20 protein-coding genes are annotated in these 22,540 nt (G+C 41.9%); 8 read left to right on the top strand and 12 right to left on the bottom strand.

Going from position 1 to position 22,540, the window contains the following annotated elements; genetic code table 11:
- A partial coding sequence (locus JMX94_RS12465; RefSeq protein ID WP_201565859.1) for a PTS sugar transporter subunit IIC occupies positions 1 to 249 on the top strand: 249 nt, incomplete at its 5' end.
- Positions 250 to 343: 94 nt separating this feature from the next.
- Here JMX94_RS12465 and JMX94_RS12460 read toward each other — a convergent pair.
- The 7 genes from JMX94_RS12460 to rdgB form a co-directional block, all read right to left on the bottom strand.
- Positions 344 to 1,339 (bottom strand): c-type cytochrome, encoded by a 996-nt coding sequence (locus JMX94_RS12460; protein ID WP_201565857.1) that lies wholly within the window; start codon positions 1,337 to 1,339, stop codon positions 344 to 346.
- Between the two features lie 603 nt (positions 1,340 to 1,942).
- Positions 1,943 to 2,980 (bottom strand): SDR family oxidoreductase, encoded by a 1,038-nt coding sequence (locus tag JMX94_RS12455; RefSeq protein WP_201565855.1) that lies wholly within the window; start codon positions 2,978 to 2,980, stop codon positions 1,943 to 1,945.
- A 222-nt stretch (positions 2,981 to 3,202) separates the two neighbouring features.
- The gene (gene clpX / locus JMX94_RS12450) at positions 3,203 to 4,516 is read right to left on the bottom strand and encodes an ATP-dependent protease ATP-binding subunit ClpX (protein WP_201565853.1); all 1,314 of its coding nucleotides are present in this window, start codon (positions 4,514 to 4,516) and stop codon (positions 3,203 to 3,205) included.
- A gap of 150 nt (positions 4,517 to 4,666) precedes the next feature.
- Positions 4,667 to 5,362, bottom strand: a complete 696-nt coding sequence (gene clpP / locus JMX94_RS12445) for an ATP-dependent Clp endopeptidase proteolytic subunit ClpP (RefSeq protein WP_372829816.1) — start codon at positions 5,360 to 5,362, stop codon at positions 4,667 to 4,669.
- Positions 5,363 to 5,918: 556 nt separating this feature from the next.
- Complete coding sequence (tig, locus tag JMX94_RS12440; protein WP_201565851.1) at positions 5,919 to 7,262, bottom strand: trigger factor; 1,344 nt, start codon at positions 7,260 to 7,262, stop codon at positions 5,919 to 5,921.
- A 53-nt stretch (positions 7,263 to 7,315) separates the two neighbouring features.
- Positions 7,316 to 7,441, bottom strand: a complete 126-nt coding sequence (locus tag JMX94_RS13465; RefSeq protein ID WP_265088598.1) for a hypothetical protein — start codon at positions 7,439 to 7,441, stop codon at positions 7,316 to 7,318.
- A gap of 352 nt (positions 7,442 to 7,793) precedes the next feature.
- Entirely contained in the window at positions 7,794 to 8,483 is a 690-nt protein-coding gene (gene rdgB, locus JMX94_RS12435) for an RdgB/HAM1 family non-canonical purine NTP pyrophosphatase (protein ID WP_227673643.1), read from the bottom strand.
- 520 nt (positions 8,484 to 9,003) lie between these two features.
- Between rdgB and JMX94_RS12430 the strand changes: the two genes are divergently transcribed.
- A complete protein-coding gene (locus JMX94_RS12430; protein WP_201565849.1) occupies positions 9,004 to 9,633 on the top strand; it encodes a superoxide dismutase in 630 nt (209 codons plus the stop codon).
- 101 nt (positions 9,634 to 9,734) lie between these two features.
- Here JMX94_RS12430 and JMX94_RS12425 read toward each other — a convergent pair whose 3' ends face one another.
- The 3 genes from JMX94_RS12425 to JMX94_RS12415 form a co-directional block, all read right to left on the bottom strand.
- Positions 9,735 to 10,508 (bottom strand): hypothetical protein, encoded by a 774-nt coding sequence (locus JMX94_RS12425; RefSeq protein WP_201565847.1) that lies wholly within the window; start codon positions 10,506 to 10,508, stop codon positions 9,735 to 9,737.
- A gap of 180 nt (positions 10,509 to 10,688) precedes the next feature.
- Positions 10,689 to 11,507, bottom strand: a complete 819-nt coding sequence (locus JMX94_RS12420) for a DUF72 domain-containing protein (RefSeq protein WP_201565845.1) — start codon at positions 11,505 to 11,507, stop codon at positions 10,689 to 10,691.
- Positions 11,508 to 11,548: 41 nt separating this feature from the next.
- Positions 11,549 to 12,694 carry a polyprenyl synthetase family protein gene (locus JMX94_RS12415; RefSeq protein WP_201565843.1) on the bottom strand — a complete coding sequence of 382 codons (1,146 nt, stop codon included), beginning with the start codon at positions 12,692 to 12,694 and terminating at the stop codon, positions 11,549 to 11,551.
- 773 nt (positions 12,695 to 13,467) lie between these two features.
- On the opposite strand from JMX94_RS12415, the gene fadB reads away from it, so the two are divergent.
- Together fadB and fadA are read left to right on the top strand one after the other, a co-directional pair.
- Complete coding sequence (gene fadB, locus JMX94_RS12410) at positions 13,468 to 15,627, top strand: fatty acid oxidation complex subunit alpha FadB (protein WP_201565841.1); 2,160 nt, start codon at positions 13,468 to 13,470, stop codon at positions 15,625 to 15,627.
- 244 nt (positions 15,628 to 15,871) lie between these two features.
- Positions 15,872 to 17,044: an acetyl-CoA C-acyltransferase FadA gene (fadA, locus tag JMX94_RS12405; RefSeq protein ID WP_201565839.1), complete on the top strand. Its 1,173-nt coding sequence runs from the start codon at positions 15,872 to 15,874 to the stop codon at positions 17,042 to 17,044.
- Positions 17,045 to 17,490: 446 nt separating this feature from the next.
- Here fadA and JMX94_RS13605 read toward each other — a convergent pair whose 3' ends face one another.
- On the bottom strand, positions 17,491 to 17,871 hold the full coding sequence (locus JMX94_RS13605; RefSeq protein ID WP_374220421.1) for a pentapeptide repeat-containing protein: 381 nt from the start codon (positions 17,869 to 17,871) through the stop codon (positions 17,491 to 17,493).
- 67 nt (positions 17,872 to 17,938) lie between these two features.
- On the opposite strand from JMX94_RS13605, the gene JMX94_RS13600 reads away from it, so the two are divergent.
- The 3 genes from JMX94_RS13600 (at position 17,939) to JMX94_RS12390 (ending at position 20,166) form a co-directional block, all read left to right on the top strand.
- On the top strand, positions 17,939 to 18,760 hold the full coding sequence (locus JMX94_RS13600) for a DarT ssDNA thymidine ADP-ribosyltransferase family protein (protein ID WP_227673644.1): 822 nt from the start codon (positions 17,939 to 17,941) through the stop codon (positions 18,758 to 18,760).
- On the top strand, positions 18,753 to 19,442 hold the full coding sequence (locus JMX94_RS12395; RefSeq protein WP_201541097.1) for a hypothetical protein: 690 nt from the start codon (positions 18,753 to 18,755) through the stop codon (positions 19,440 to 19,442). The genes JMX94_RS13600 and JMX94_RS12395 overlap by 8 nt, the downstream gene beginning before the upstream one ends.
- A 148-nt stretch (positions 19,443 to 19,590) precedes the next feature.
- Positions 19,591 to 20,166 carry an isochorismatase family protein gene (locus JMX94_RS12390; protein WP_173239808.1) on the top strand — a complete coding sequence of 192 codons (576 nt, stop codon included), beginning with the start codon at positions 19,591 to 19,593 and terminating at the stop codon, positions 20,164 to 20,166.
- A 136-nt stretch (positions 20,167 to 20,302) separates the two neighbouring features.
- Here the strand turns inward: JMX94_RS12390 and JMX94_RS12385 are convergent, their stop codons facing one another.
- On the bottom strand, positions 20,303 to 21,571 hold the full coding sequence (locus tag JMX94_RS12385) for a CynX/NimT family MFS transporter (RefSeq protein WP_201565836.1): 1,269 nt from the start codon (positions 21,569 to 21,571) through the stop codon (positions 20,303 to 20,305).
- 264 nt (positions 21,572 to 21,835) lie between these two features.
- Here JMX94_RS12385 and JMX94_RS12380 point away from each other — a divergent pair, with 264 nt between their 5' ends.
- Positions 21,836 to 22,495: an HD family hydrolase gene (locus JMX94_RS12380; RefSeq protein ID WP_201565835.1), complete on the top strand. Its 660-nt coding sequence runs from the start codon at positions 21,836 to 21,838 to the stop codon at positions 22,493 to 22,495.
- The last annotated feature ends 45 nt before the right edge of the window (positions 22,496 to 22,540 follow it).

Raw genomic sequence — 22,540 nt, 5'->3', positions numbered from 1 at the left:
ATTGTTGGTCCTATCGCAACTGTTGGCTTTGGGCTGGCTTGTACGGCGACTGGGGCTGGTATGGGTACGGCAGGTTTGGTTGGGGTGTTTGGCGTCATTGAAGCATCTCAAGGTATTATGAGTAGCGCTCAATTATGGACGGCGATTATTTTATTGATGTTTATTTTACCTGCGCTTATCGCCGGTGCGGTCGCTTATGTGATGCGCCGCCTTGGTTGGTTGGTCGATGGTGATATGAAACTGCCTTAAATTAATCAAATTATCCTAAGCATCAATAATTATAAAAAAGCCCAGCTACTTAAGGAGCTGGGCTTTTATATTATATAACTTATCATTTTTTTAATTAACGACGGACATCTTTTGGTGCATCGCCGTTCGGCCAATCTTTGTCTTTGTTGGCTTTTACAGGGCGTGGCAAGTGGGTAAAGTAGGCGGCAATATCGACCGCTTCTTGGTCACTTAGCGTATTACCTTGTCCAAATGGCATTTTACCTTTGATAAAGGCGGCGGCAGTATAAGTACGTGCCATCCCTGCGCCATCATTAAAGGATTTATCGCCAGCTACCGCAGGATAGATATAAGTACCATCGTCATTATACTGACCTTCGCCATTGTCACCGTGACAAACGCTACATTTTTCTGCAAATAGCTTTTCACCCGTTTCAGGGTTTGGCTCTAGCTCTTTATTCACTTTGACAAATCCACGACCTTCAGGAGATACGCCGACGGGCATATCTTGCGACAGCCAAGTCATATAAGAGATAATGGCGTTCATATCATCTGAGCCCAAATCAAGTGCTGTACCGTCCATTGAGCGCTCAAAACAACCATTGACACGCTCTTGCAAAGAGTTGATACGACCACCGCGCGAACGATAAATAGGGAAGATGCCCGGCAGACCATTCCATGGCGCCGCAAACGCTTCTGAGCCGTTACCTAAGTGGCAACTGGTACAGTTGAGCTGGTTACCAACGTTATTTGGCATCTCTTTATAAGTATGATTGACAATCTGTAAACCTCGACGAATGGCGGCACCGCGCTCATCATCTGGGATGGTAGATTCGTCTGGCATATTAATCACTGGTTTGCCGCCTGCTGCGCCTGCTGCATCACCGCCGCCTGCGCTAGCGCTCATATCACTGGCAGCTGGCATATTACCTTTTAGCGTTTCGGCACGGGCTTCGAGGGCTTTAACGCGAGCCAAGGCTTCTGCTTCTTCCAAACGGTCAACGGCTTTGGTCTCACTGCTATTACTACAGCCGGCCATACTGATGGCGCTGATGGCAAAGATAGTGGCTACTAACAGGGAGGAGGGCTTGGCACGTGGAAAGTTTATCATTGGAATATCCTTATGTTAGAAAATAATATGTAAATCTATATTTATATGATAGTTTAGTCGTCATGATGGCAAAACTTATTTTAAGATTTTAGCTAAATAAATGGCTCGGATTCCAGTATTGATCAATGTCAACATAGTTGGCGTCATATCATTCAGCTTATCGCTACTGCCTAATATTAGCTATTAATCCGCTTGATTCTGCCTATCAAAACTCGACCAGTAATTAATCTGTAATTTGCTAGTAACATAATTGTATCAAATACAAATACGTAAAGTGTTTTTAAATTGAAAAAGAACACTAAAGCGACAAATGATGCCAACAGATGGTGAACGTTCTAAATAGCAAGGCATACTGTTTTTACTAAAAAGCGCGTAAATATGAAAATATTTACGCGCTTTTTTTTGATGAAGATGTTTTTATATAGTAATTGCAAAATAAAATCGATACGTTAGTATTCTTGTGCTAATGGGATAGATTTTTCTTGCTTGCTGTTCGCAGGCGTGACAGAGGCTGCAAAAACCTCACCCCATTAGCACTTTGTATCGGTTTTAAATCGAATAAACGATAGCTGTTTAACTTATTATTGTTTATCTGCCGCTATATTAATTAGCAATCGCCGCTTTACGGTCAGCCGGTTTTGCGCGTTTTTTGCCTTTTAATTGACGCGATAGCTTATTGACGTCATTCAATACCTTGCTATAGCGTGCTGGGAATACGCGCTGGACAGCATCTATCATTTTGGCATCATTGCCAATCAAGCAGCGTGACTGATTGGTTGCGGCGGCCTGCAAAATAATCCAAGCGGCGGCGCTGGCATCAAACTTTAAAAATTTATTAAAACTACTGATGGCTTTGCGGCCGCTACGCATACCAAGGTCGCTGATACTGTCGTTACCACGGGCGCTATTGGCGATATTAGTTTTGATGCCACCGGGATGAATACAGGTCGCTGAAACGCCGCAGCGCTGAATATCTAGCTCTTGACGCAGACTTTCAGTAAAGCCACGTACGGCAAATTTGCTAGCATTATAGGCAGATTGTGACGGCTGCGCGGTCAAACCAAACAAGCTTGAGATGTTAATGATATGACCATGTTCGTTAAACTTACGTGCTTTGCTGTCTTTATTATTCTTAGTCGATTCGCTTTCTTTCACGCTATTTTTAATCAATGGCAAAAATGCCTTGGTGCCGTAAACCACGCCCCAAAAATTAATGTCCATCACCCATTCAAGCTCGCTAATGCTGCTACCTTCTACGCTTGAATAAAGCGCTACGCCTGCATTATTAAAGATAAAGTTTACTTTACCATGCTCCGCCATCACGCTATCCGCCCACGCTTCGACGGCTTTATTATCTGAGACATCGAGTACCGTGGTGGTGACTTTGACATCATAGCCGACCAGTAACTCTTTGGTTTGTGCCAATTGCTCAGCATTGATATCCGATAGCGCCACATGGCAGCCCATTTTTGCTAAATGAATGGCAAGCTCGCGCCCCATGCCAGAGCCAGCACCAGTGATAGCGGCGACATGGTTGCGGTAATAGGGGGTAATGTCAAGGTCTTGCTGAGAGGAAAAAGGCAGATGTTGGCGTAGTGAATTTGCTATTGCAGAGACATTTCCAGAAACATTATTAAGCATGATAAACAGTCCTTTGTATCATTAATAGTATTGGTATTTCTACTTTAGCATGATTGATGATAAGCACTGATAGCAATTAATAAACGCGGCTGTCATTTTTACCCACTACATTAGCTGCAAAAAATAAAATGAGAAGTAAGCGGACATAAAAAAAGTGTCTAGCATAATTTACACTAGACACTTTTACTTTAATTACCGCTTCAATAAAGCAGATAAGACCTTTTAAGCGTCTATCGCTATCTGTTCTGAGTCACCGTTAGAGAAGGTGATTTCAGGGATTTTACCGTCGTTGATTACTGCTTCATCAACGAGTACGGTCTTAGCATTTTCCATTGAAGGCAGCTCATACATGGTTTCAAGTAGGGCATTTTCTACGATAGAGCGCAGACCACGGGCACCTGTTTTGCGTGCCATTGCTTTTTTAGCAATCGCATCAAGTGCTACTTTGGTAAAGGTAATGTCAGCGCCTTCCATATCAAACAGGTATTTATACTGCTTAACCAACGCATTCTTAGGCTCTGTGAGAATTTGCACCAATGCATCTTCATCAAGCTCTGTGAGCGCAGCAAGCACAGGAAGACGACCGATCAGCTCTGGGATAAGACCAAACTTGATCAAATCTTCCGGCTCTACTTGCTGCAGTAGCTCTGAGCTACGTTTACTATCGTCTTTTGAGCTGACATCGGCATTAAAGCCAATACCTGTTTTTTCAGTACGCTGCTGAATCACTTTATCAAGACCGGCAAACGCGCCACCAACGATGATTAAGATATTACTGGTATCAACTTGGATAAGCTCTTGCTGTGGATGCTTGCGACCACCGTGCGGTGGAATAGCGGCAACCGTGCCTTCGATAAGCTTAAGCAAGGCTTGCTGCACACCTTCACCTGATACGTCACGGGTGATAGATGGGTTGTCGCCTTTTTTGCTGATTTTATCAATCTCATCGATATAAATGATACCTTGCTCAGCTTTACTGACATCATAATCTGATGCTTGCAGTAGCTTTTGCACGATGTTTTCAACATCTTCACCGACATAACCGGCTTCAGTTAAAGTCGTCGCATCTGCCATTGCAAAAGGTACATCAAGCAAGCGCGCTAGAGTTTGCGCTAGCAAGGTTTTACCAGAACCGGTAGGACCAATCAGCAAGATATTACTCTTAGCCAATTCAACCATGGCATCATCAGCACCGATTTTAGCTTTTTTGCTGTCATTAGCTAAGGTTTGGCTGACTTTTAGGCGTTTATAATGGTTATAAACCGCAACCGCCAAGGCTTTTTTCGCCGCATCTTGCCCGATGACATATTCGTCAAGCTTGGCACGTAGCTCTTTTGGTGTTGGCAGCTTTTTATTGACCCAAGAGGTATCAATATCGCTGTCATCGTCACCATCTTCTGCGCTATCGGCAATCAGGTCTGTACATAGCTCAATACATTCATTACAAATATTGGCGTCGTCAGCGGCAATCAGCTGCTTTACTTCACTTTTTTCTTTGCCGCAAAACGAACACTGCGGGGTGTTATCTTCTGCCATATACAGGCACTCCTAAAATTTAATACTGATCAATATTCTGATTATGGACATCGATGCAAAAGCGCAGGGCACTTAATATATTTTCTCTTACCCTATCGCGCTTAGGCATCTGATGTTTTAAAGTCTCGTAGACGGCTGCTATTAAAGCGCTTATAGAGAAGTCGGGCGACGCTCTAATACTTCGTCAACCAAACCATATTCTTTAGCTTCTTTGGCATCTAACCAATAGTCACGCTCAACGTCTTTTTCGATTTTTTCAACGGGTTGACCGGTACGCTCAGCCAAAATCTCGTTCAAGCGAGCACGCGTTTTTAGAATTTCACGCGCATTAATTTCGATATCAGTTGCCTGACCTTGCGCGCCGCCTGAAGGCTGGTGAATCATTACGCGAGAGTTGGCTAGGGCATAACGCTTGCCTTTTTCGCCAGCTGCTAGCAAAAATGAGCCCATGCTATAAGCGCCGCCCATACAAATGGTCGAAACTTCAGGTTTGATAAAGTTCATGGTATCAAAAATAGCCAAACCAGCACTGACTGAGCCGCCTGGTGAATTGATATATAAATGGATGTCTTTATCAGGGTTTTCTGCTTCTAAGAATAATAACTGCGCCACAATAAGATTGGCCATATGGTCTTCAACTTGACCGGTCAAAAAGATAACGCGCTCACGTAATAGGCGTGAGAAAATATCAAACGAGCGTTCACCGCGCGCTGACTGCTCAACCACCATTGGAACCAATGCGGCTTGGGGCGCGCTTTGGTTATATTGCGCGCTTTGGGCGGTATTGTGCGCACTCATTAACATATCAAAATGCGGGTTAGCAGTGATGCGATCATAATCTGTCATAAAGATGTCCTGTTTATAAGTACATAAAGTAAAGAGGTATAGGCTAGCTGTTGGCTAAATTTTTATGGTGGTTATCATTGTAAACATTGCCGCCTATGAATAAAAGCTGCCTGTTAATAAAAGCTGTCTGCTAATAAAACCTATTCGGTTCAATTAAATGCTTTAAATATCGCTAGCAAGTCGCCAATCATATTCATGATTTAAGACGGCGCTTAAAAGTTATTCCATCTACTTGCTAGAAATAGCAGCTGTCAAAAATAGTAGCTGCTAAAAATAATTGAGCTAATGGTAACTTTTTTATGGCGGCAATAGTAACTTTTTAATGTGACAAATGATAAATGACTCCCTATTAATAAGGCGTCTGTGCCCATTTATCAAGGGCAGTGGCAATAAACACCAGATAAAAGTAGCTAATAAGCCAGTAATTTATAAGCTTGCAATAAAAATGCCCTAACAAGATGTTAGGGCATTGTATTAGGGTATTGTGTTTAGCATTTTTGCAGTAAGAGTAGCAAATTGCCATTAATGGCAAGTTGCCAAGTTATCTCTTACTAAATTACATACCTTGCTGCTGTTGTTGCTGAGCAGCTAGCAAGTCTTGGTAGCTGACTTCTTTGTCAGTTACTTTACCTTGCTCGATTAGATAATCAACCACTTGGTCTTCTAGAACCACAGACTCAATGTTAGCGCGTTGCTGCTTGTCATTGGTGTAGTACTCGATGACTTCTGCTGGATCTTCGTAGTTTTCAGCGGCTTCTTTGATAAAGCTTTCAACACGCTCTTGATCTACTTCTAAGCCTTTGGTGTCGATAACGCGAGCAACGATGATGCCAAGACGGGCAGCACGTAGCGCTTGCTCTTCGAACAGCTCATTTGGCAGCATGTCTTTATCAAAGCTATCAGCATTGGCACCGAACTGCTGAGAAAAACGTTGCATCATCATGTTGCGTTGACGCTCGATTTCTTGCTCTAGCATGGCGTTTGGTACGTCAAACTCGTTCTTTTCTAGTAGCGCATCAAACGTTGCTTGTTTTACTTGGCTACGCGCCGCATTTTTGATTTCGCGTTCCATGTTTTTACGCACGTCTTCTTTTAATTTCTCAACGCCGCCTTCTTTAACACCGAATAGCTCTAGGAACTCTTCGTTGATTTCAGGTAGTTTTGATTTTTCAACCAATTTTACGTTGATTTTGAACTGGGCTTCTTTACCAGCCAAGTTTTCAGCTTGGTAATCTTCTGGGAAAGTCACGTCGATGACTTTTTCTTCGCCAGCTTTCATGCCTTTGATGCCATCTTCAAAGCCTGGAATCATCTGGTTGCTACCGATAACCAATTTGAAGTCTTCAGCAGAACCGCCTTCGAATTTTTCGCCGTCGATTGAGCCTTCAAAGTCAAATGTTACTTGGTTGTCTTTGGCCGCTTTACCTTTTTTCTCAACGAATTCTTCACGTTGTTTTTGTAGGTTTTCAATCATGGTGTCAACGTCTTCATCGCTAACCGTCGCTGTGTGACGCTCAACTTCGATCTCATCAATACCTTGCACGTCGATTTCTGGGAAGATTTCAACAGTCGCTTGATAAACCAAGAAATCATCTTCAAGTTTTACATCATCAATGTTAGGCATGCCAACCGCGCGGATGTCTTCAGATTTGATCGCTTCAAAAACGGTATCACGGATTACATCGTTGATAACTTCTTGTTGAATGCCAGCACCGTACTGTGAACGGATATGTGACATAGGGACGTTACCTTTACGGAAACCGTCAATCTTGGCAGTTTTCGCAACTTGGCGAATACGGCCTTCAACTTTGTTTTGAATTTTTTCAACGGGTACTTTAACCGTTAGCTGAGTTTCTTTGTTAGATAGCTTGTTGGTTGTAACTTGTAAATCTGTAGCCATGTTCATTACACCTTTAGGATTTAATAGTACGTTTGATTAAATAGTACTTAGGGTTAAATAGTAATAGACAACCGTGCCTCAAAATACGGGCGGGTGTGACCGATTGCCGTTGGAATAAATAGGGGATATTGATAGCGCGCAATTTCGCAGTCCGTGCCCGTAGCAATCGCTGCTGACACAAAAATGTGAAACGCTTTATCTGAATAGACGCTATCTGATATCAATATTAACCGTAAATAGGTCGCATAATAACGCTTTTTGCGCAATTATACAGACAAATAACGGCTTTCAACAAAATTTTAAAAGTAGAACAGTATAATCCATCTGTTTATCAAAGTAAAAATTATCTGTTTGCTGTCTATATAGGGCAGCGCTGCTATCGTCCGTTCAAATAAAATCGCTGCGTTAATATTGTCGTATTATCGGTATTAACTATTATCGGTATTAACATAGCAAAGCAGTAAACGCTATGGATCGACGATAAGTTAGGACTGCTGTTATTCGGATTGCTTTTATAAGGCAGAATTATTTTTATAAAGACAATAAAGGCAGTTGCGCCAATAATTGCTCAATCGCCTGACCACGATGACTGATGCTATTTTTATCCGCCGCGCTGAGGCTTGCCGCCGTTGCTTGCAATTCTGGCAACCAAAACAGCGGGTCATAACCAAAACCGCCATCACCATGCGGCGCCGCCAAAATCTCACCGTGCCATAAACCTTGGGCGATAATCGGTAGCGGGTCATCGGCATGACGTACCATCGCCAATACACAAACAAACATGCCTTTAATAGGAGCATCTGTCTGTGCTGCACGGATAGGCTGCAAGTCGGCAACAAGCTTGGCATTATTTTTACTGTCATTGCCGTGCTCGCCTGCATAGCGGGCAGAGTAGATGCCGGGTGCATTGCCCAATGCTGGCACGCATAACCCTGAATCATCAGCAATCGCAGGTAATCCGCTTGCTCGGCTGGCATGACGGGCTTTGATAATGGCGTTTTCAACGAAGCTTAATCCATCCTCGATTGCATCGTCGATATCAAGCTGACCTTGCGGGACAATCGTCACATCCAAATCTGCCTCAGCAAATAGGCGGGTAAACTCAGCAAGTTTGCCTTTATTGTTACTGGCGAGCACCCATTGGTTTTGCGGCGTGTCTGGATTTGAATCATTTAAGGTGGATGCTTGTTGATGAGTCTCTGTGGCGCTGGCTTGATTCATATTCTTTGTCCGTAATTGAGTCGCTTATACGCGCATATTCTAGGCTAGCATCGGCTAAATTACCAATTAGCATAACGAATCGCTGATTCATAACATTTGGTAACTGATATTTGTCGTCACTATTGCTATAATAGGCAACAAGCTACAGTGAATTATATCTTATAGCTTGTGAACTTAAAGTTAATAATAGCTTTAATCGTTAGTAAATAGTTTTAAACGCTAATAATGGTTTTTAAGTCCATGTTTTGGCATTTGACGGTTTTGATGTTTAATGACTTGGTATTTAAAAATTCTGAGTGTTTAAAATTTCTCGTATTTAACGATATAATAACTATTGAGTGCTGCTCGCTTAAGATAACTTTCAAATTTAGCGCTTTTTTAGGTTTACCGCATTATGTGTTAGCCTAGTGAGTGTTAAATTTCTCTAACAATAAACTAAGCCAATTTAGTCTCATAATTTATAGCGTTCGTTTTAAGCTATACCTAATACTAATGGCTAAACCAGCAAGGATAAAATAATATGTCAAAGATTACATTACCAGAACTACCGTATGCAAAAGACGCGCTAGAGCCACATATCAGTGCCGAAACGCTAGAATACCATCATGACAAGCATCACAACGCATATGTGACTAAGTTAAACGAATTGCTACCAGGTTCTGGTCTAGAAGACAAAACTTTGTCAGAAATCATCGTAGCAACCGCTAAAGATGACAGCAAGCAAGGTATGTTTAACCAAGCAGCCCAAGTATGGAACCACACGTTCTATTGGAACTGCATGACGCCAACAAACGGCGGCGGCGAACCTACTGGTGACTTGAAAGCGAAAATCGAAGAAGATTTCGGTAGCTATGACAAGTTCCGTGAAGAGTTCAAAAACGCAGCGACTTCACAGTTTGGTTCAGGTTGGGCTTGGCTAGTTGCTGATAAAGTTGGTGGCAAACTATCAATCGCCAAAACTGGTAACGCTGGTACACCATTAGCAAACGGTCAAGTAGCGGTATTGACTTGTGATGTATGGGAACATGCTTACTACATCGATTATCGTAACCGTCGTCCTGACTATGTTGACACGTTCCTAGACAAACTAGTGAACTGGGACTACGCAAACGCGAAATATAAAGGTCAAGATGCTGGTGTTGAAGAGTAATCTTTAGCTACTAAGTATTTGATTTCAAAAAAAGGACGCTGAGAGGCGTCCTTTTTTTGGTTTGGATTTATATAAAAAATGGCTATTTTGGGATTGTCTAATTAGTTAGGTTCTTTCTCATCTAATAGTTGTATTTTAGTGGAACTTAAATCAATAAAGTTTGCGATTTCTCTTACAGAAATTAATGATAGCTTTTTAGTATTTAATTCATAATAACGTTGGTTATTTTGCCAGCTAAAATTGTATAAAAGCTCTTGTCTATCAGAATATAGGCTTTCTAGTCTTGCAGGCTTATCATTGACTTTATCGTTCAAGAAATCCTCAATCACTGTTAGCCTGACGGAACCGTTTTTAGGTATATAATGTTCTGTGAGCTCAATAACAGATTGACCATTATTGATATCGTAGACCCGATAAAATATATTGTATTTGTTATTAGCTAATATGCCAGAGCTATTCAAACCTACCAACTTACTATTATAAAAATTATCTAAGAGAACTGGCTCGAATGTTAATTTATATTTAGCTTTATTGATATCTTCATCTAGGGCTTGGAAGTTATTCTTAGCCTCACCAATCATTGTCTCATCAAACTCTGTTGTCTGTATGCCACCACTAAGGCTGCCAGTAGTTTTCAAATTTTTTAATGCAGTTAAGGCTTCGTTTCTTTCAGATTCTATTAGGTTAGATAGTTTGATGTAGTGTATGCCCATATCCTCTTCTTCTAAACCAAAAGCTTTGTAGGCTTTTTGCTGATTATTTTCACTATCTACGTCGATAATATTCGCTACATTAGGGTTTATCAGAAATAAATATATAATAAGAATAAAAGAAATTGTACCTAATCCTAAAAACACTATAAGGTTTTTTCTCATAAGAACGACTCTTTACTATAGTGATAAATGGCAGCTTTTTACAGCAGTAAAAGGGTGGATTTAAGTTCCCAAGCTAACTTTTCTACTATGTTTCTAAGAAGCTACAATAACCTAAAAATATAGATTTTCATCTAAACTAGAGTTAGTCAAACCCTCTGATATACAGCGTGGGGAGTAGTGCTACAACACCTCAAACCCAAACTTACCCAACGCTTCCCTTAACATCGCAATATTATAATAAGCATGCGCGTTGACGGTATTTTGGAAGAAAATATACAGCGTATCAAAATGCTGACGTTGATTGGCAATCGCTTGCGCCCAGTCCTGCATTTCCGCCTCGCTGTAGCGATAATCATGGCGGTCAGCGGCACTCATCGCATCCCACCAGTTTAGATTATTACCATGCATGCGCAGATAGCCCGTGCGCTGCGTAAATATTAGCCGTGACGGTGGTAGACCGCTGACTTTTGGATAATCGACGCTACACCAAATCAGCCCTTGTTTGACAAAACTATCGACCACTTGCGGGGTATGCCAGCCATTATGGCGAAACTCAACGGCTAGTGGATAATCTTGAAACCAACTGACAAGGTTTGCCAGATATAGACGATGCTCGCGGGTACGATCAAAGCCGTGTGGGAATTGCAGCAGTAGTGGCGCGAGAGCGTTGGCTTCGATAAGTGGCGTGAGAGCAGTAATAAATGCTTGCGCGTGATCGCTAGTGCCTTTACGTGCATGAGTAAAGTCTTGATGCAGTTTGACCGCGAACTTCAACTCACTGTCTGCTTGCACGTAGGCTTTATCGACCATGCCAGCAAAGGCTTTTTGTCCGATGGGCGCGTAGAAGGTGCTATTAATCTCTACCGCGCCGTATTGCTTGGCGTATTCGCGTAAGAAGTCGGTTTTTTTGGTACCGGTTGGATACAGCGTACCAAGAAGATCGGTATCGCTATAACCGCCGGTGCCAAGATAAATACGCGGAGTAGGGGTACTGTCCATGTTGACCACCCTTTGCTATTTTTAATTTATCATTAATAAGCTTACTTTTTACGCGACCATAGCCATTCAATGAGTGCCAATAGTGCGTTGTTGTCTGCACTGTCTTTTTTGCCACTCAGCTCACGGCTGCTCAACTCGCGAATAATGGCTGCGCGTCCGTCATTAAATAGCGATTGCGCATAGCTGGTTGCCTGCTCAACGCCCATCAATTTTACATAGGTAGATTTATCCAATTTTTCATCGCTGCCAGCAGGTTTGCCAAGCGTATCGGTGCTAGTGGTGACGTCTAAAATATCGTCTTGTACCTGAAAGGCTAGACCAATATGCTGCGCACACTCTTGTAGAGCCATACGCTGTGGAGCGGTCGCGCCAGCACAAATACCACCCATCAGCATAGCCGCTTCAATCAATGCGCCCGTTTTATCACGGTGGATAGCTTCCAAGTCGCTTTGTGTGATGTCTGTACTGGCTTCGGCATTAAGGTCGAGCATTTGACCCGAAACCATACGTCTGGCACGCGGTGCAAATATCGCGATGAGCTGGCTTGCGATAGCTGAGTCAAACGGCGCAAAGGTTGGCAGCTCTGCGGTCAATACTTCGAAAGCGAGCGTCTGTAGCACGTCACCTGCCAGCAGGGCAGTTGATTCTTCAAAGACGATATGCGCGGTCGGCTGACCACGGCGCAGCTCGTCATCGTCCATACATGGCAAGTCATCATGTACCAATGAATAGGTATGCAACAGCTCTACTGCCAATGCCGCACGGCGACACATATCATAATCGGAGTCGTTTTCTAGTAGTGATTCTAAATCGCTATTATAAGTGGTTCTTCTATCAGTGCTTTTATCCGCGCTTTCATCGTCATTACTAACATTGTTATTAGCGCTGTCATTAACATTAACATTGTCATTAGCGCCGTCATTAGCATTGCTTTGATTGACACTATCAAAGGCGCTGGCGACCAATAATGGACGTACCAATTTACCTTGACCGGTCATCACATAACGGCAGGCATCAATCAGCGGGCTTGGCAGCTCAGCATAAGAAAATAGCACTTCGATATCTTGCGACAGTTGCGCGCGCACGGCGCTATGAAATTGCTCGGTGTTGTTATCAAAGCCAGCAAAAGATACGAGTCTTGCAGGCATCAGGCTTGGCGTATTAGTAGAAGAAGTAGAAACAGTCATAACCCAACCATCTATCAGGTGAATAATAAAAATAGTGCTAGTGTAGCATGATAGATTATATTCCTTAGCGAGCGGGTATTATCAATGACACATTTTTGGCGCTTTAATGTTAAAAAATTGGCTTAAAAAAGCTGGAAATAATACAACAAGCCCTCGTTACGTATGGGCGATGTATCTTGGCGGTTGGATATGTTTTGATAAGGGATAGCGCTTATCGATAAATAAGCGCTATTTATAAGCGTTAAAAGCATGATTGTCAGTATATAATCTCAGTATACAAGCAGTCACTTAAAGCACCTTGGCAGCAAGGTAAAGGGCTAGTATCGACTTAAGAGTGACTTGCGAGTATGGTATTAGCTTGTGACAGTCGGGGGCATAATCCCCTACACTAATTGGCGTGAAAATGGTCTGGTGCTTAGCAGGTGGGTTTTTAGCCCTTATCTATGTGACATATCAGCTCAATATTCAGTCAGTATTTATACGACGGGTATTCGCACCATTAGGATTTATCACAGCATACCGGCAACAATCGTATATAAATAAAGCGCCGTATTCAGTTGTGCTAACGCGGTAACATTCGGCATAGAACATGAATATATAAGCATGAGCGCTGGATAATAAAGACACCTTCACTGCTTACTTTATACTGACTTTATAAGGCAGTAGGTTGGCAGTGTTATTACTCGTTTTACTAACAATAACTGGCTATGTGCTTTAATTTTAAAACTTTTAATTTTAAAACGTAGCTTTCGTTATATAGCAAGGAGTTTCAAATGGTATACCAAGGAAATCGCATCACGGTGACAATGCTAGAGGATGGCATCGCCAACATGCAGTACAACGCCGAAAATGAGAGCGTGAACAAGTTTGATGCTGAAACCAATAAGCAATTTGGCGAAGCGGTTACTGCTTTAGAAAAAGCGGATAACGTAAAGGGTCTTATCGTGACGTCGAGCAAAGGCGTGTTTATCGCTGGTGCTGATATCACAGAATTCGTCGGCTCTTTTAAAAAGCCAGAAAGCGAAATCAAAGATTGGGTTGTTAACATCAACGACGCCTTTAACCGTTTTGAAGACTTGCCGTTTCCAAAAGTAGCCGCTATCAATGGCGCAGCGCTTGGCGGTGGTTGTGAGATGACCTTGGTTTGTGAATACCGCGTCATGAGCGACAAAGCCATCATCGGTCTACCAGAAACCCAATTGGGTATTTTCCCAGGTTTTGGTGGTACGGTTCGTAGTACGCGTATTATTGGTATCGACAATGCGCTTGAATTGATTGCCACTGGTACACCAAAGAAAGCACTTGATGCGTTAAAACTTGGCTTAGTGGATGCGACTGTTCCTGCCGATGATTTACAAGATGCAGCGATTGATTTGGTCAAAAAATGTATCTCAGGTGAGCTTGATTGGCAAGCAAAGCGTGAAGAGAAGCTTGCGCCTGTTAAGCTAAACCAGCTTGAGCAAGCGATGGCATTTAACAGCGCAAAAGGTATGATTTTTGCCAAAGCCAATCCTAAGCAGTACCCAGCGCCAGCAATCGCTATTGAAGCAATTGAAAAGCATGTAAATCTGCCACGTGATAAAGCAATCGAAGTGGAAGCAACTTACTTTGCAAAAGCTGCGAAAACCCCACAAGCAGAAAGCTTGGTTGGTCTGTTCTTAAACGATCAGTTGGTCAAAAAATTAGCTAAGCAGCATAGCAAAAAAGCACATGAAATCAATGAAGCGGCCGTACTTGGCGCGGGTATCATGGGCGGCGGTATCGCTTATCAGGCAGCCAGCAAAGGCTTGCCAATCATCATGAAAGACATCAAGTCTGAGCAATTAGACCTTGGTATGGGCGAAGCCAGCAAGCTACTTGGCAAAATGGTTGAACGTGGCAAAATGACCCCAGCAAAAATGGGTGAAACCTTAAGCCGTATCCGTCCGACTTTGAACTATGGTGACTTTGCTGAGACTGATATCGTTATCGAAGCCGTCGTAGAAAATCCAAACGTTAAGCGTGCGGTACTAAAAGAAGTCGAAGGCTTGGTAAAAGACGATTGTATCCTAGCGTCAAATACCTCAACGATTTCTATTACTTATCTAGCGGAAGCACTTGAGCGCCCAGAAAACTTCGTTGGTATGCATTTTTTCAACCCAGTAAACCGTATGCCGTTAGTAGAAGTTATTCGCGGTGAAAAGTCTTCTGAAGAAGCTATTTCAACGACCGTTGCTTTGGCCACAAAAATGGGCAAAGTGCCTGTCGTCGTTAACGACTGCCCAGGTTTCTTAGTAAACCGTGTATTGTTCCCATACTTTGGTGCCTTTGACTTGCTCCTCAAGCAAGGTGCGGATTTTGCTCATGTCGATAAAGTCATGGAAAAATTCGGCTGGCCGATGGGTCCTGCTTACCTAATCGACGTCGTTGGTTTAGATACTGGCGTACACGGCGCAGAAGTCATGGCAGAAGGTTTCCCTGACCGCATGAAGCCTGATTATAAAGGTGCTATCGAGCATTTATATGAAAACAAACGCCTAGGTCAGAAAAACGGCATTGGTTTCTATAAGTATGAGATGGACAAACGCGGCAAGCCTAAAAAAGTTGCTGATGAAGCCACTTATGAGCTCTTAAAAACTACCACTGATAGCGACAAGCAAACGTTTGACGATCAAGCCATCATTGACCGCACCATGCTAGCGTTCTGTAATGAGACCGTACGTTGCCTAGAAGACAACATCGTCAGCACGCCATCTGAAGCCGATATGGCGATGATTATGGGCGTTGGTTTCCCACCATTCCGCGGTGGCCCTTGCCGTTATATCGACCAAATGGGTCTAGATAACTACTTGGCGCTATGTGAAAAATACGCATACCTTGGCAAAGCCTATGAAGCCCCGCAAAAGATTCGCGATATGGCAGCAGCAGGCGAGACCTTTTACGCCACGGCGTAATGGGCAGTCATTACTAGGATGAAGTGCCGTACGTTTACTATTGAGGCTGAGAGAAAATTAGTTATTTATGCTCTTTAATGCCAATATTCTTTAATAGCAAACGTACGATTATAGTTGGTTGAATTTAGGCTAGTACAAGAAAATCGAGCGCAGAGGTACCTATTGTACTTTAAGCGAGATTGACGCAGTCATAGCCTAAAATCAACTGACTACACTGACAATAAAAATTGAAAAGGAAGATAGTATGACAATTTTAAGTCCAAAAGACGTGGTCATCGTAGATGGCGTACGCTCAGCAATGGGTAAATCTAAAAACGGTATGTTCCGCCATGTTCGCGCTGATAGCTTATCAGCTGAGCTGGTACGTGCCTTGGTTGAGCGTAACGACTTTGACCCACGCGACGTCGAAGACATCATCTGGGGCTGTGTAAACCAGACTTTAGAGCAAGGTTTGAACATCGGTCGTAACATCGGTCTGCTGGCTGGTATTCCAAAGACTGCTGGCGGCCAAACCGTTAACCGTCTATGTGGTTCATCTATGCAGGCGCTACACACTGCTGCCGCGCAAATCATGACCAACCAAGGTGAAGTTTTTATCATCGGTGGTGTTGAGCACATGGGTCACGTTGGCATGATGCATGGCGTTGATCTCAACCCTGAAGCGTCAAAGCACTATGCAAAAGCCTCAAACATGATGGGCTTGACTGCTGAAATGCTTGGTCGTATGAACAATATCACTCGTGAAGAGCAAGATGCCTTTGCTCTTGAGTCACATCGCCGCGCATGGGCTGCAACGACTGAAGGTCGTTTTGACAATGAAATCATCGGTATCGAAGGTCATGATGCTGCTGGTCGCTTGCAACTATGTACCGTTGATGAAGTGATTCGTCCAGATGCAACGATGGAGCAAATGCAAAAGTTACGTCCAGCCTTTGATCCTAAAGGCGGTACGGTCACTGCTGCGACCTCATCTGCACTATCTGACGGTGCGTCAGCAATGCTAGTCATGAGCGCACAAAAAGCCAAAGACTTAGGTCTTAAGCCTCGCGCTCGTATTCGTAGCATGGCTGTTGCTGGTTGTGATGCCGCTATCATGGGTTACGGTCCTGTACCTGCTACCCAAAAAGCACTTAAGCGCGCTGGCATGAGCATCGATGATATGCAAACCATCGAGCTAAACGAAGCGTTTGCAGCGCAAGGCTTGTCAGTACTTAAAGCCTTGAACTTGTCAGACAAGCAAGACATCGTCAATATCAATGGTGGCGCGATTGCACTAGGTCATCCACTAGGCTGTTCAGGTGCTCGTATCACCGTTACCTTGTTAAACGCCATGGAGCAGTCAGATACTGAAATTGGTCTAGCAACCATGTGTATCGGTCTTGGTCAAGGTATCGCGACGATTATTGAGCGTGTTTAATCGAAGTAAGTAAACTATTTTTCTGAATATCTTGTAAACCGAATGCCTCTAGCGTAATGTTAGAGGCATTTTTTGTGGGTATGTGTTTATAGGTGTGTCATGGAAATATTTATAATAATAATTGTATTTTTGATTATATGGTTTTTTACATCGACATCAAAATCTAAAGACGTTAAAACTGCTATCAAATTTGCTAAAGAAGCTAAAGATGGGACTAATAAATTCCTTGATGAAACTAATAAATTTCTTGATGAGTTGAGTAATAATTTAGATAAGTTTAGCAGCGAATTAGAAGAAAAAAATATTGAAAAATTTAAAAATAGATTGTATGAGCTTTCTGAAAGAGAAGGCATTGAAAACCTTAACGAGCTTAATAAAAGTTTAGGGTTAACAGATAATTTTGATGAAGTAACATGGATGGTTGATGCTTTTAAAAGAGCTGGACGTTATGATGAAATATCCCATTTAGTTATAAAGAAAAATGATGTTAAGTCTGGGTTTTTTTCTTCTAATGAAGAGAAGTATTTTATTAATCGTGAGTATGGTGAACTTAGAAGAGAGAAAGCTACAAGAGATAAGCTAGCCCAAGATAAGCTAGCCCAAGATAAGCTAGCCCAAGATAAGCTAGCCCAAGATAAGCTAGCCCAAGATAAATTAGCCCAAGATAAATTAGCCCAAGATAAGCTAGCCCAAGATAAATTAGCCCAAGATAAATTAGCTAAAGATAAATTAGCCCAAGATAAATTAGCCCAAGATAAATTAGCCCAAGATAAATTAGCCCAAGATAAATTAGCTAAAGATAAATTAGCCAAAGATAAATTAGCCAAAGATAAATTAGCTAAAGATAAATTAGCTAAAGATAAATTAGCTAAAGCTTCCAATGATACAGCCAGTATTGAAGATATTAATAAGTATGCAGGAGAGGTTGACAGCTACTTAATTGATTTCTTAAAGATACGTTTCTATCTTGCAGGTAAAAGAGGTTATCCAGACTTACAATGTGTTGATCAATACTTCAATTCTAAATTCTCAGATCTTGATAAAAGTTCTTATAGTTCTATATGGCAAAATATTGTCAGCGCGACAGTCTTTGATAGTAGTAAGTGTAAGGATATTGATGCCATATATCATTTTACTCACAAGTCAAACCTCTCATCTATATTAGAATATGGGATTTTAACAAGAACAAACCTTAATAATATGAACCTTAGGTATGCGTTTAATGATCAGATGAGGTTAGATGGAGTTTTAGATTCTATTTCATTATCATTTAGCCATCCAAATTTTAAGATGTTCTATAAATATAGAAAACAAACTAGTGATGATGATTGGGTAGTGCTTAAAATTTCACCTTCGCTTATATATGGAAAAGAGCCGCAAACGTCTAATAGAACTGAACACCTTAATTATCTTAATAAAGCAGTTTTTTGCAATACAAATGCGGCGTCTAATAAGATGAGGAATCTGTCTATTGAAGAAAGGATGACATGTAATGCTTTTTTAGATATGTTTGAATCACCAATAGGTAGGGCATTACCAACTTATACTTACGACAACCAAGCCGAAATATTATACCTAGGTGATATTCCGGTAGATTTCATTGAAGAGATATATACTAATCATCAGGATGAAAGTCTGAACTGGGTTAGAGAGCTTGGGTATAAAGTTACCGAGAATGATGTCGTATTCGATCAAAGGAGATATAGAGATGGCTAATCGTCCCGTATTCATGGCTAGTGATTCAAAAGACGAACTAGTTATCGTTGATAATTTAGATTTTGAATGGTTCCCTGGGTTTAGTGTGATACAAAAGAAAAAGTCAGTTGAAACGCTACATCAGGCATTTATAGAAAAATATCCTAGTAAAAAAATATTAGAGATATCATCTAAATCTGAGTCTGACTTAGGTGTCATGCTCAGCGCTTTTAATCTTCAAATTGAGCTTCTTAATGGTCATAAAGCTAGTGTTGAGAGTCTTTATCAGTCGTCAAAAGTGTTTGAGCAAGGTGGACCTTATAAAGATATAAGGTATAAAAGTCCATTAGAAGCGAAAAGAGATGAAAGACTAAAAGTTTCGGGTGATGTTATTGCCTTTGAGCATAGAAATGATAGATGGGGTATTGAGCCAAAAACCGCTTTTTATAACTGGCTATATTTGAATGTTTTGAACTTAAATGGTGATCTAAAAAATCAAGTTTTAGAGTATGATGCTTTTACGGATATTGAGTTTAATCCGAAAAAATCCTTTAGTTGTCAGGCAAACGCTATTGCTTTATACGTATCACTTAGACGAAATAATTTTTTACAAGAAGGTGATAAGATACCTAAAAGAGCTGAGTTTCTCGAGTTGATTAGCAGTTCTAATCATGGGAATGAAACGCCAGATTTATTTAGTTAGGGTGTATTTAGAAAATTAGGTTGTTACTATCGCTTATCTTGATTGACGCATCAGCCAAACTATGACTAAATAAGGGAGAGACTAAAAACTATAAATCGAAGCTCAGCCTTCCTGTGGTTCTCTGCCACAGTCGTACAAGGAGTGTACTATGTCTACCATGATTACCGATCGCACTTATCGTATCGCCCGTGAAAATACCCAAGCGATGATTATCGATGTTCAAGAACGCTTAACGCCGCATATCTATGACCATGAAAATATTGTCAAAAAGACCGTCACGCTAATCAAAGGGCTGCAAGCGCTTGATATTCCGATTATGCTCAATGAGCAATATAAAAAGGGACTTGGCGATACCCTGCCTGAGATACGTGATGTGCTAGAAGGTGATAATGCCAAAAGCTTTGAAAAAGTCACTTTTAGCGCTTGTGATAATGACGATTCGTGGCATTATTTAGCCCAACAAAATCGTAGCATTGTTCTATTATTTGGGGTGGAGGCGCATGTCTGCGTCATGCAAACGGCGCTTGATTTGCTCGATAATGGCATGCAGCCAGTGATTATTGGTGATGCGGTTGGCTCGCGTTTTCCTTATGATAAAAAGCAAGCGATTCGCCGTATCCGCCGCGCTGGTGGCGTGATTAGTACGGTAGAATCCATTCTTTTTGAGCTTTGTCGCAGTAGTAAAGACCCTGCTTTTAAGACCATTAGTAATTTGATTAAGTAACTTAATTAAGCGGATTGATTGGTTATAAAACAGTTTTTTGATGGTTAATAACAAAAGATAGCGCTGAAGATTTAGGCGCTATCTTTTTTAAATACTGACTTTTTTCGCCTTTAAGTAACGATTTGAAATAGCGCTTTTAAAAAACGTTTGAACTTGGTTTAACAGTAGATTTAATTGCTGGCTTATCCTGTATTTTTAAGACTAAAAAAGTAGCTGAAGCAACGGCAATAATGAGTACCCAACCAGTCGGCGTCCAACTGCCAGTCAGTCCTTTCACGCCCTGCATCAGCAACACCATCATAACGCCACCTAGATTGCCCATCATCATTAGCATAGCAACTGCTTTAGCCGCTTGTGAAGCGTGTACGGTATCTTCAGCGGCGGCAATCAGTAATGGATAACCTGCCAACAAGAAAAATCCTAATATAAAGCTCAGCAATAATGTTGTGGTTCCTGTGGTTAAATATAGTAAAGGATAGGTGGCGCTCGCACCAATTAGCGTTGCCAATATTAAAAAAATGCGCCGTTTTTGCAGGTAATCTGATAATAGCGGAATCAATAATGCCCCTAAAATACCGCCGACGATTAGCATGGCAGTAATGATGCCCGCCGTCGCTTCATCAATACCGCGCGGCGCAAGAATAGGCGCAATCCAGTTACTTAATCCATTAAAATAACCCATCGCAATAAACACCGCTAATGAGATAAACCATAGGCGCTTGTTTTTTAATAGCGATTCGATTTCGTGCAGTGAGATAGCGCTATCTTGTTGTTTGGGTTTTTCAGCGACCACTAATAAAAACCCTACTACCGCCACTGCCGTAATAATGACATTGATGAGTAGCATACCAGAGAAGCCAAATGCCTCGATTAATGGGGCAGGGGCAAAAGCGCCAAGGGCAGTCGCCAAAAACATCCCACCCATAATCACGCCCGTTACGGTGGCGATTTGCGACTTATCAAACCAGTCGGATGTCACTTGATTGATAGCATTGGTGATATACGGCTGAGCGATGGCAATCAGTAATTGCCCTGCAAATACTAGCCAATAATGATCAGCGCCCAACCAACGTATTATTGAGCCTATCAGCATAAGCAGCGCCGCTAAGCTGACGATTTTTTTATAGCCGATGTTATCGAGCACCTTGCCAGAGTGGATGGCAAGCAGCACAAAAACGATAGGGAACATCAAGGTTAAGAGATTGGCAAAAAATTCATTAACGCCAAAATGTGCCTCGGTGCTAATTACGATGGTCGCAAAGGTTAGCCATAAAAACTGATTGACCCCCAGTAAAAGAGAGAAGCCTGCGATAATAAGCCATTTATTAGGCGGTCTTTGCTTGGAAATAATTGAAGTTGTAGTTGATGAATTAGCACGCGTTGTGGCGTCAGTGGTGGGTGGCATCGACATATCCTTGTCTGGTGCAGGTTATTATCCATTATTTTTTGCATAGCATTGTCCATAGTCTTATGCATCGCCTTTCGCCTTATTATGAGCATTAGTTTAGTTTTAAACAATAAAAAATTAAGACACTTGCCATTATCGCCCGCTGAAAAAAATTTAGATTGCTAGTAGCACGCGTAAAATATCTACTATAATAAGCACCTTTGCATAAAGATTAGAGTTAGATAAAGCGCTAACCATTCACCGATTAAAGCAGAGCAAGCCATGCCGATAGAAACCATTTCAGCAAACGCCAAATTAGCAACCAAGCAAACACCATTACCCAATCCAAAGCTTGCTGCAAATATCGATATTGATGGCGTGACGCATTTTTTATTAGAGCTTGATGCCCTTAAACGTATCAATCGGCGCAGCTATGTGACGGGTACAACTCGCTTAGAAAATTCCGCCGAGCATTCTTGGCATTTGGCGATGGCATGTTGGTCAATCGTTGAATTGTTTGAGCTTGATGTTAATCATGAGAAATTGCTCAAAATGGCATTGATACATGATTTGGGTGAGATTGATGCCGGCGATACTTTTCTATACGCCGATAGCCGTGGTGATGCGCACGTTGATGAGCGTGCCGGAATTACTCGATTACAAAGTGAGCGTGGCAATGGGATTGCTGATTTAAGTGAGGTTTGGGAAGAGCAGGAAACGGGTCATAGTAAAGAAACCCAACTGCTGAGGGTGGTTGATCGCTTGTTACCGTTTTTGCTTAATTTAAATACCAATGGAAAAACCTGGATTGATGCTAACGTTACGCGCTCGCAAGTGGCTGGCGCGCATGAATTTATTAAAGACAGCTTTCCTAGTATCCATGATTGGCTAGCAAAACAGATTGATTATGCGACTAAGCAAGGATGGTTGATTGATGCTTAGATAAATAGAACTATAATTTACCATTTAAATGCTTACAAATAGCCC

The sequence above is a fragment of the Psychrobacter sp. CMS30 genome (assembly GCF_904846565.1).
GTDB lineage: Bacteria > Pseudomonadota > Gammaproteobacteria > Pseudomonadales > Moraxellaceae > Psychrobacter > Psychrobacter maritimus.
This window is presented reverse-complemented; position numbering and strand designations above follow the sequence as displayed.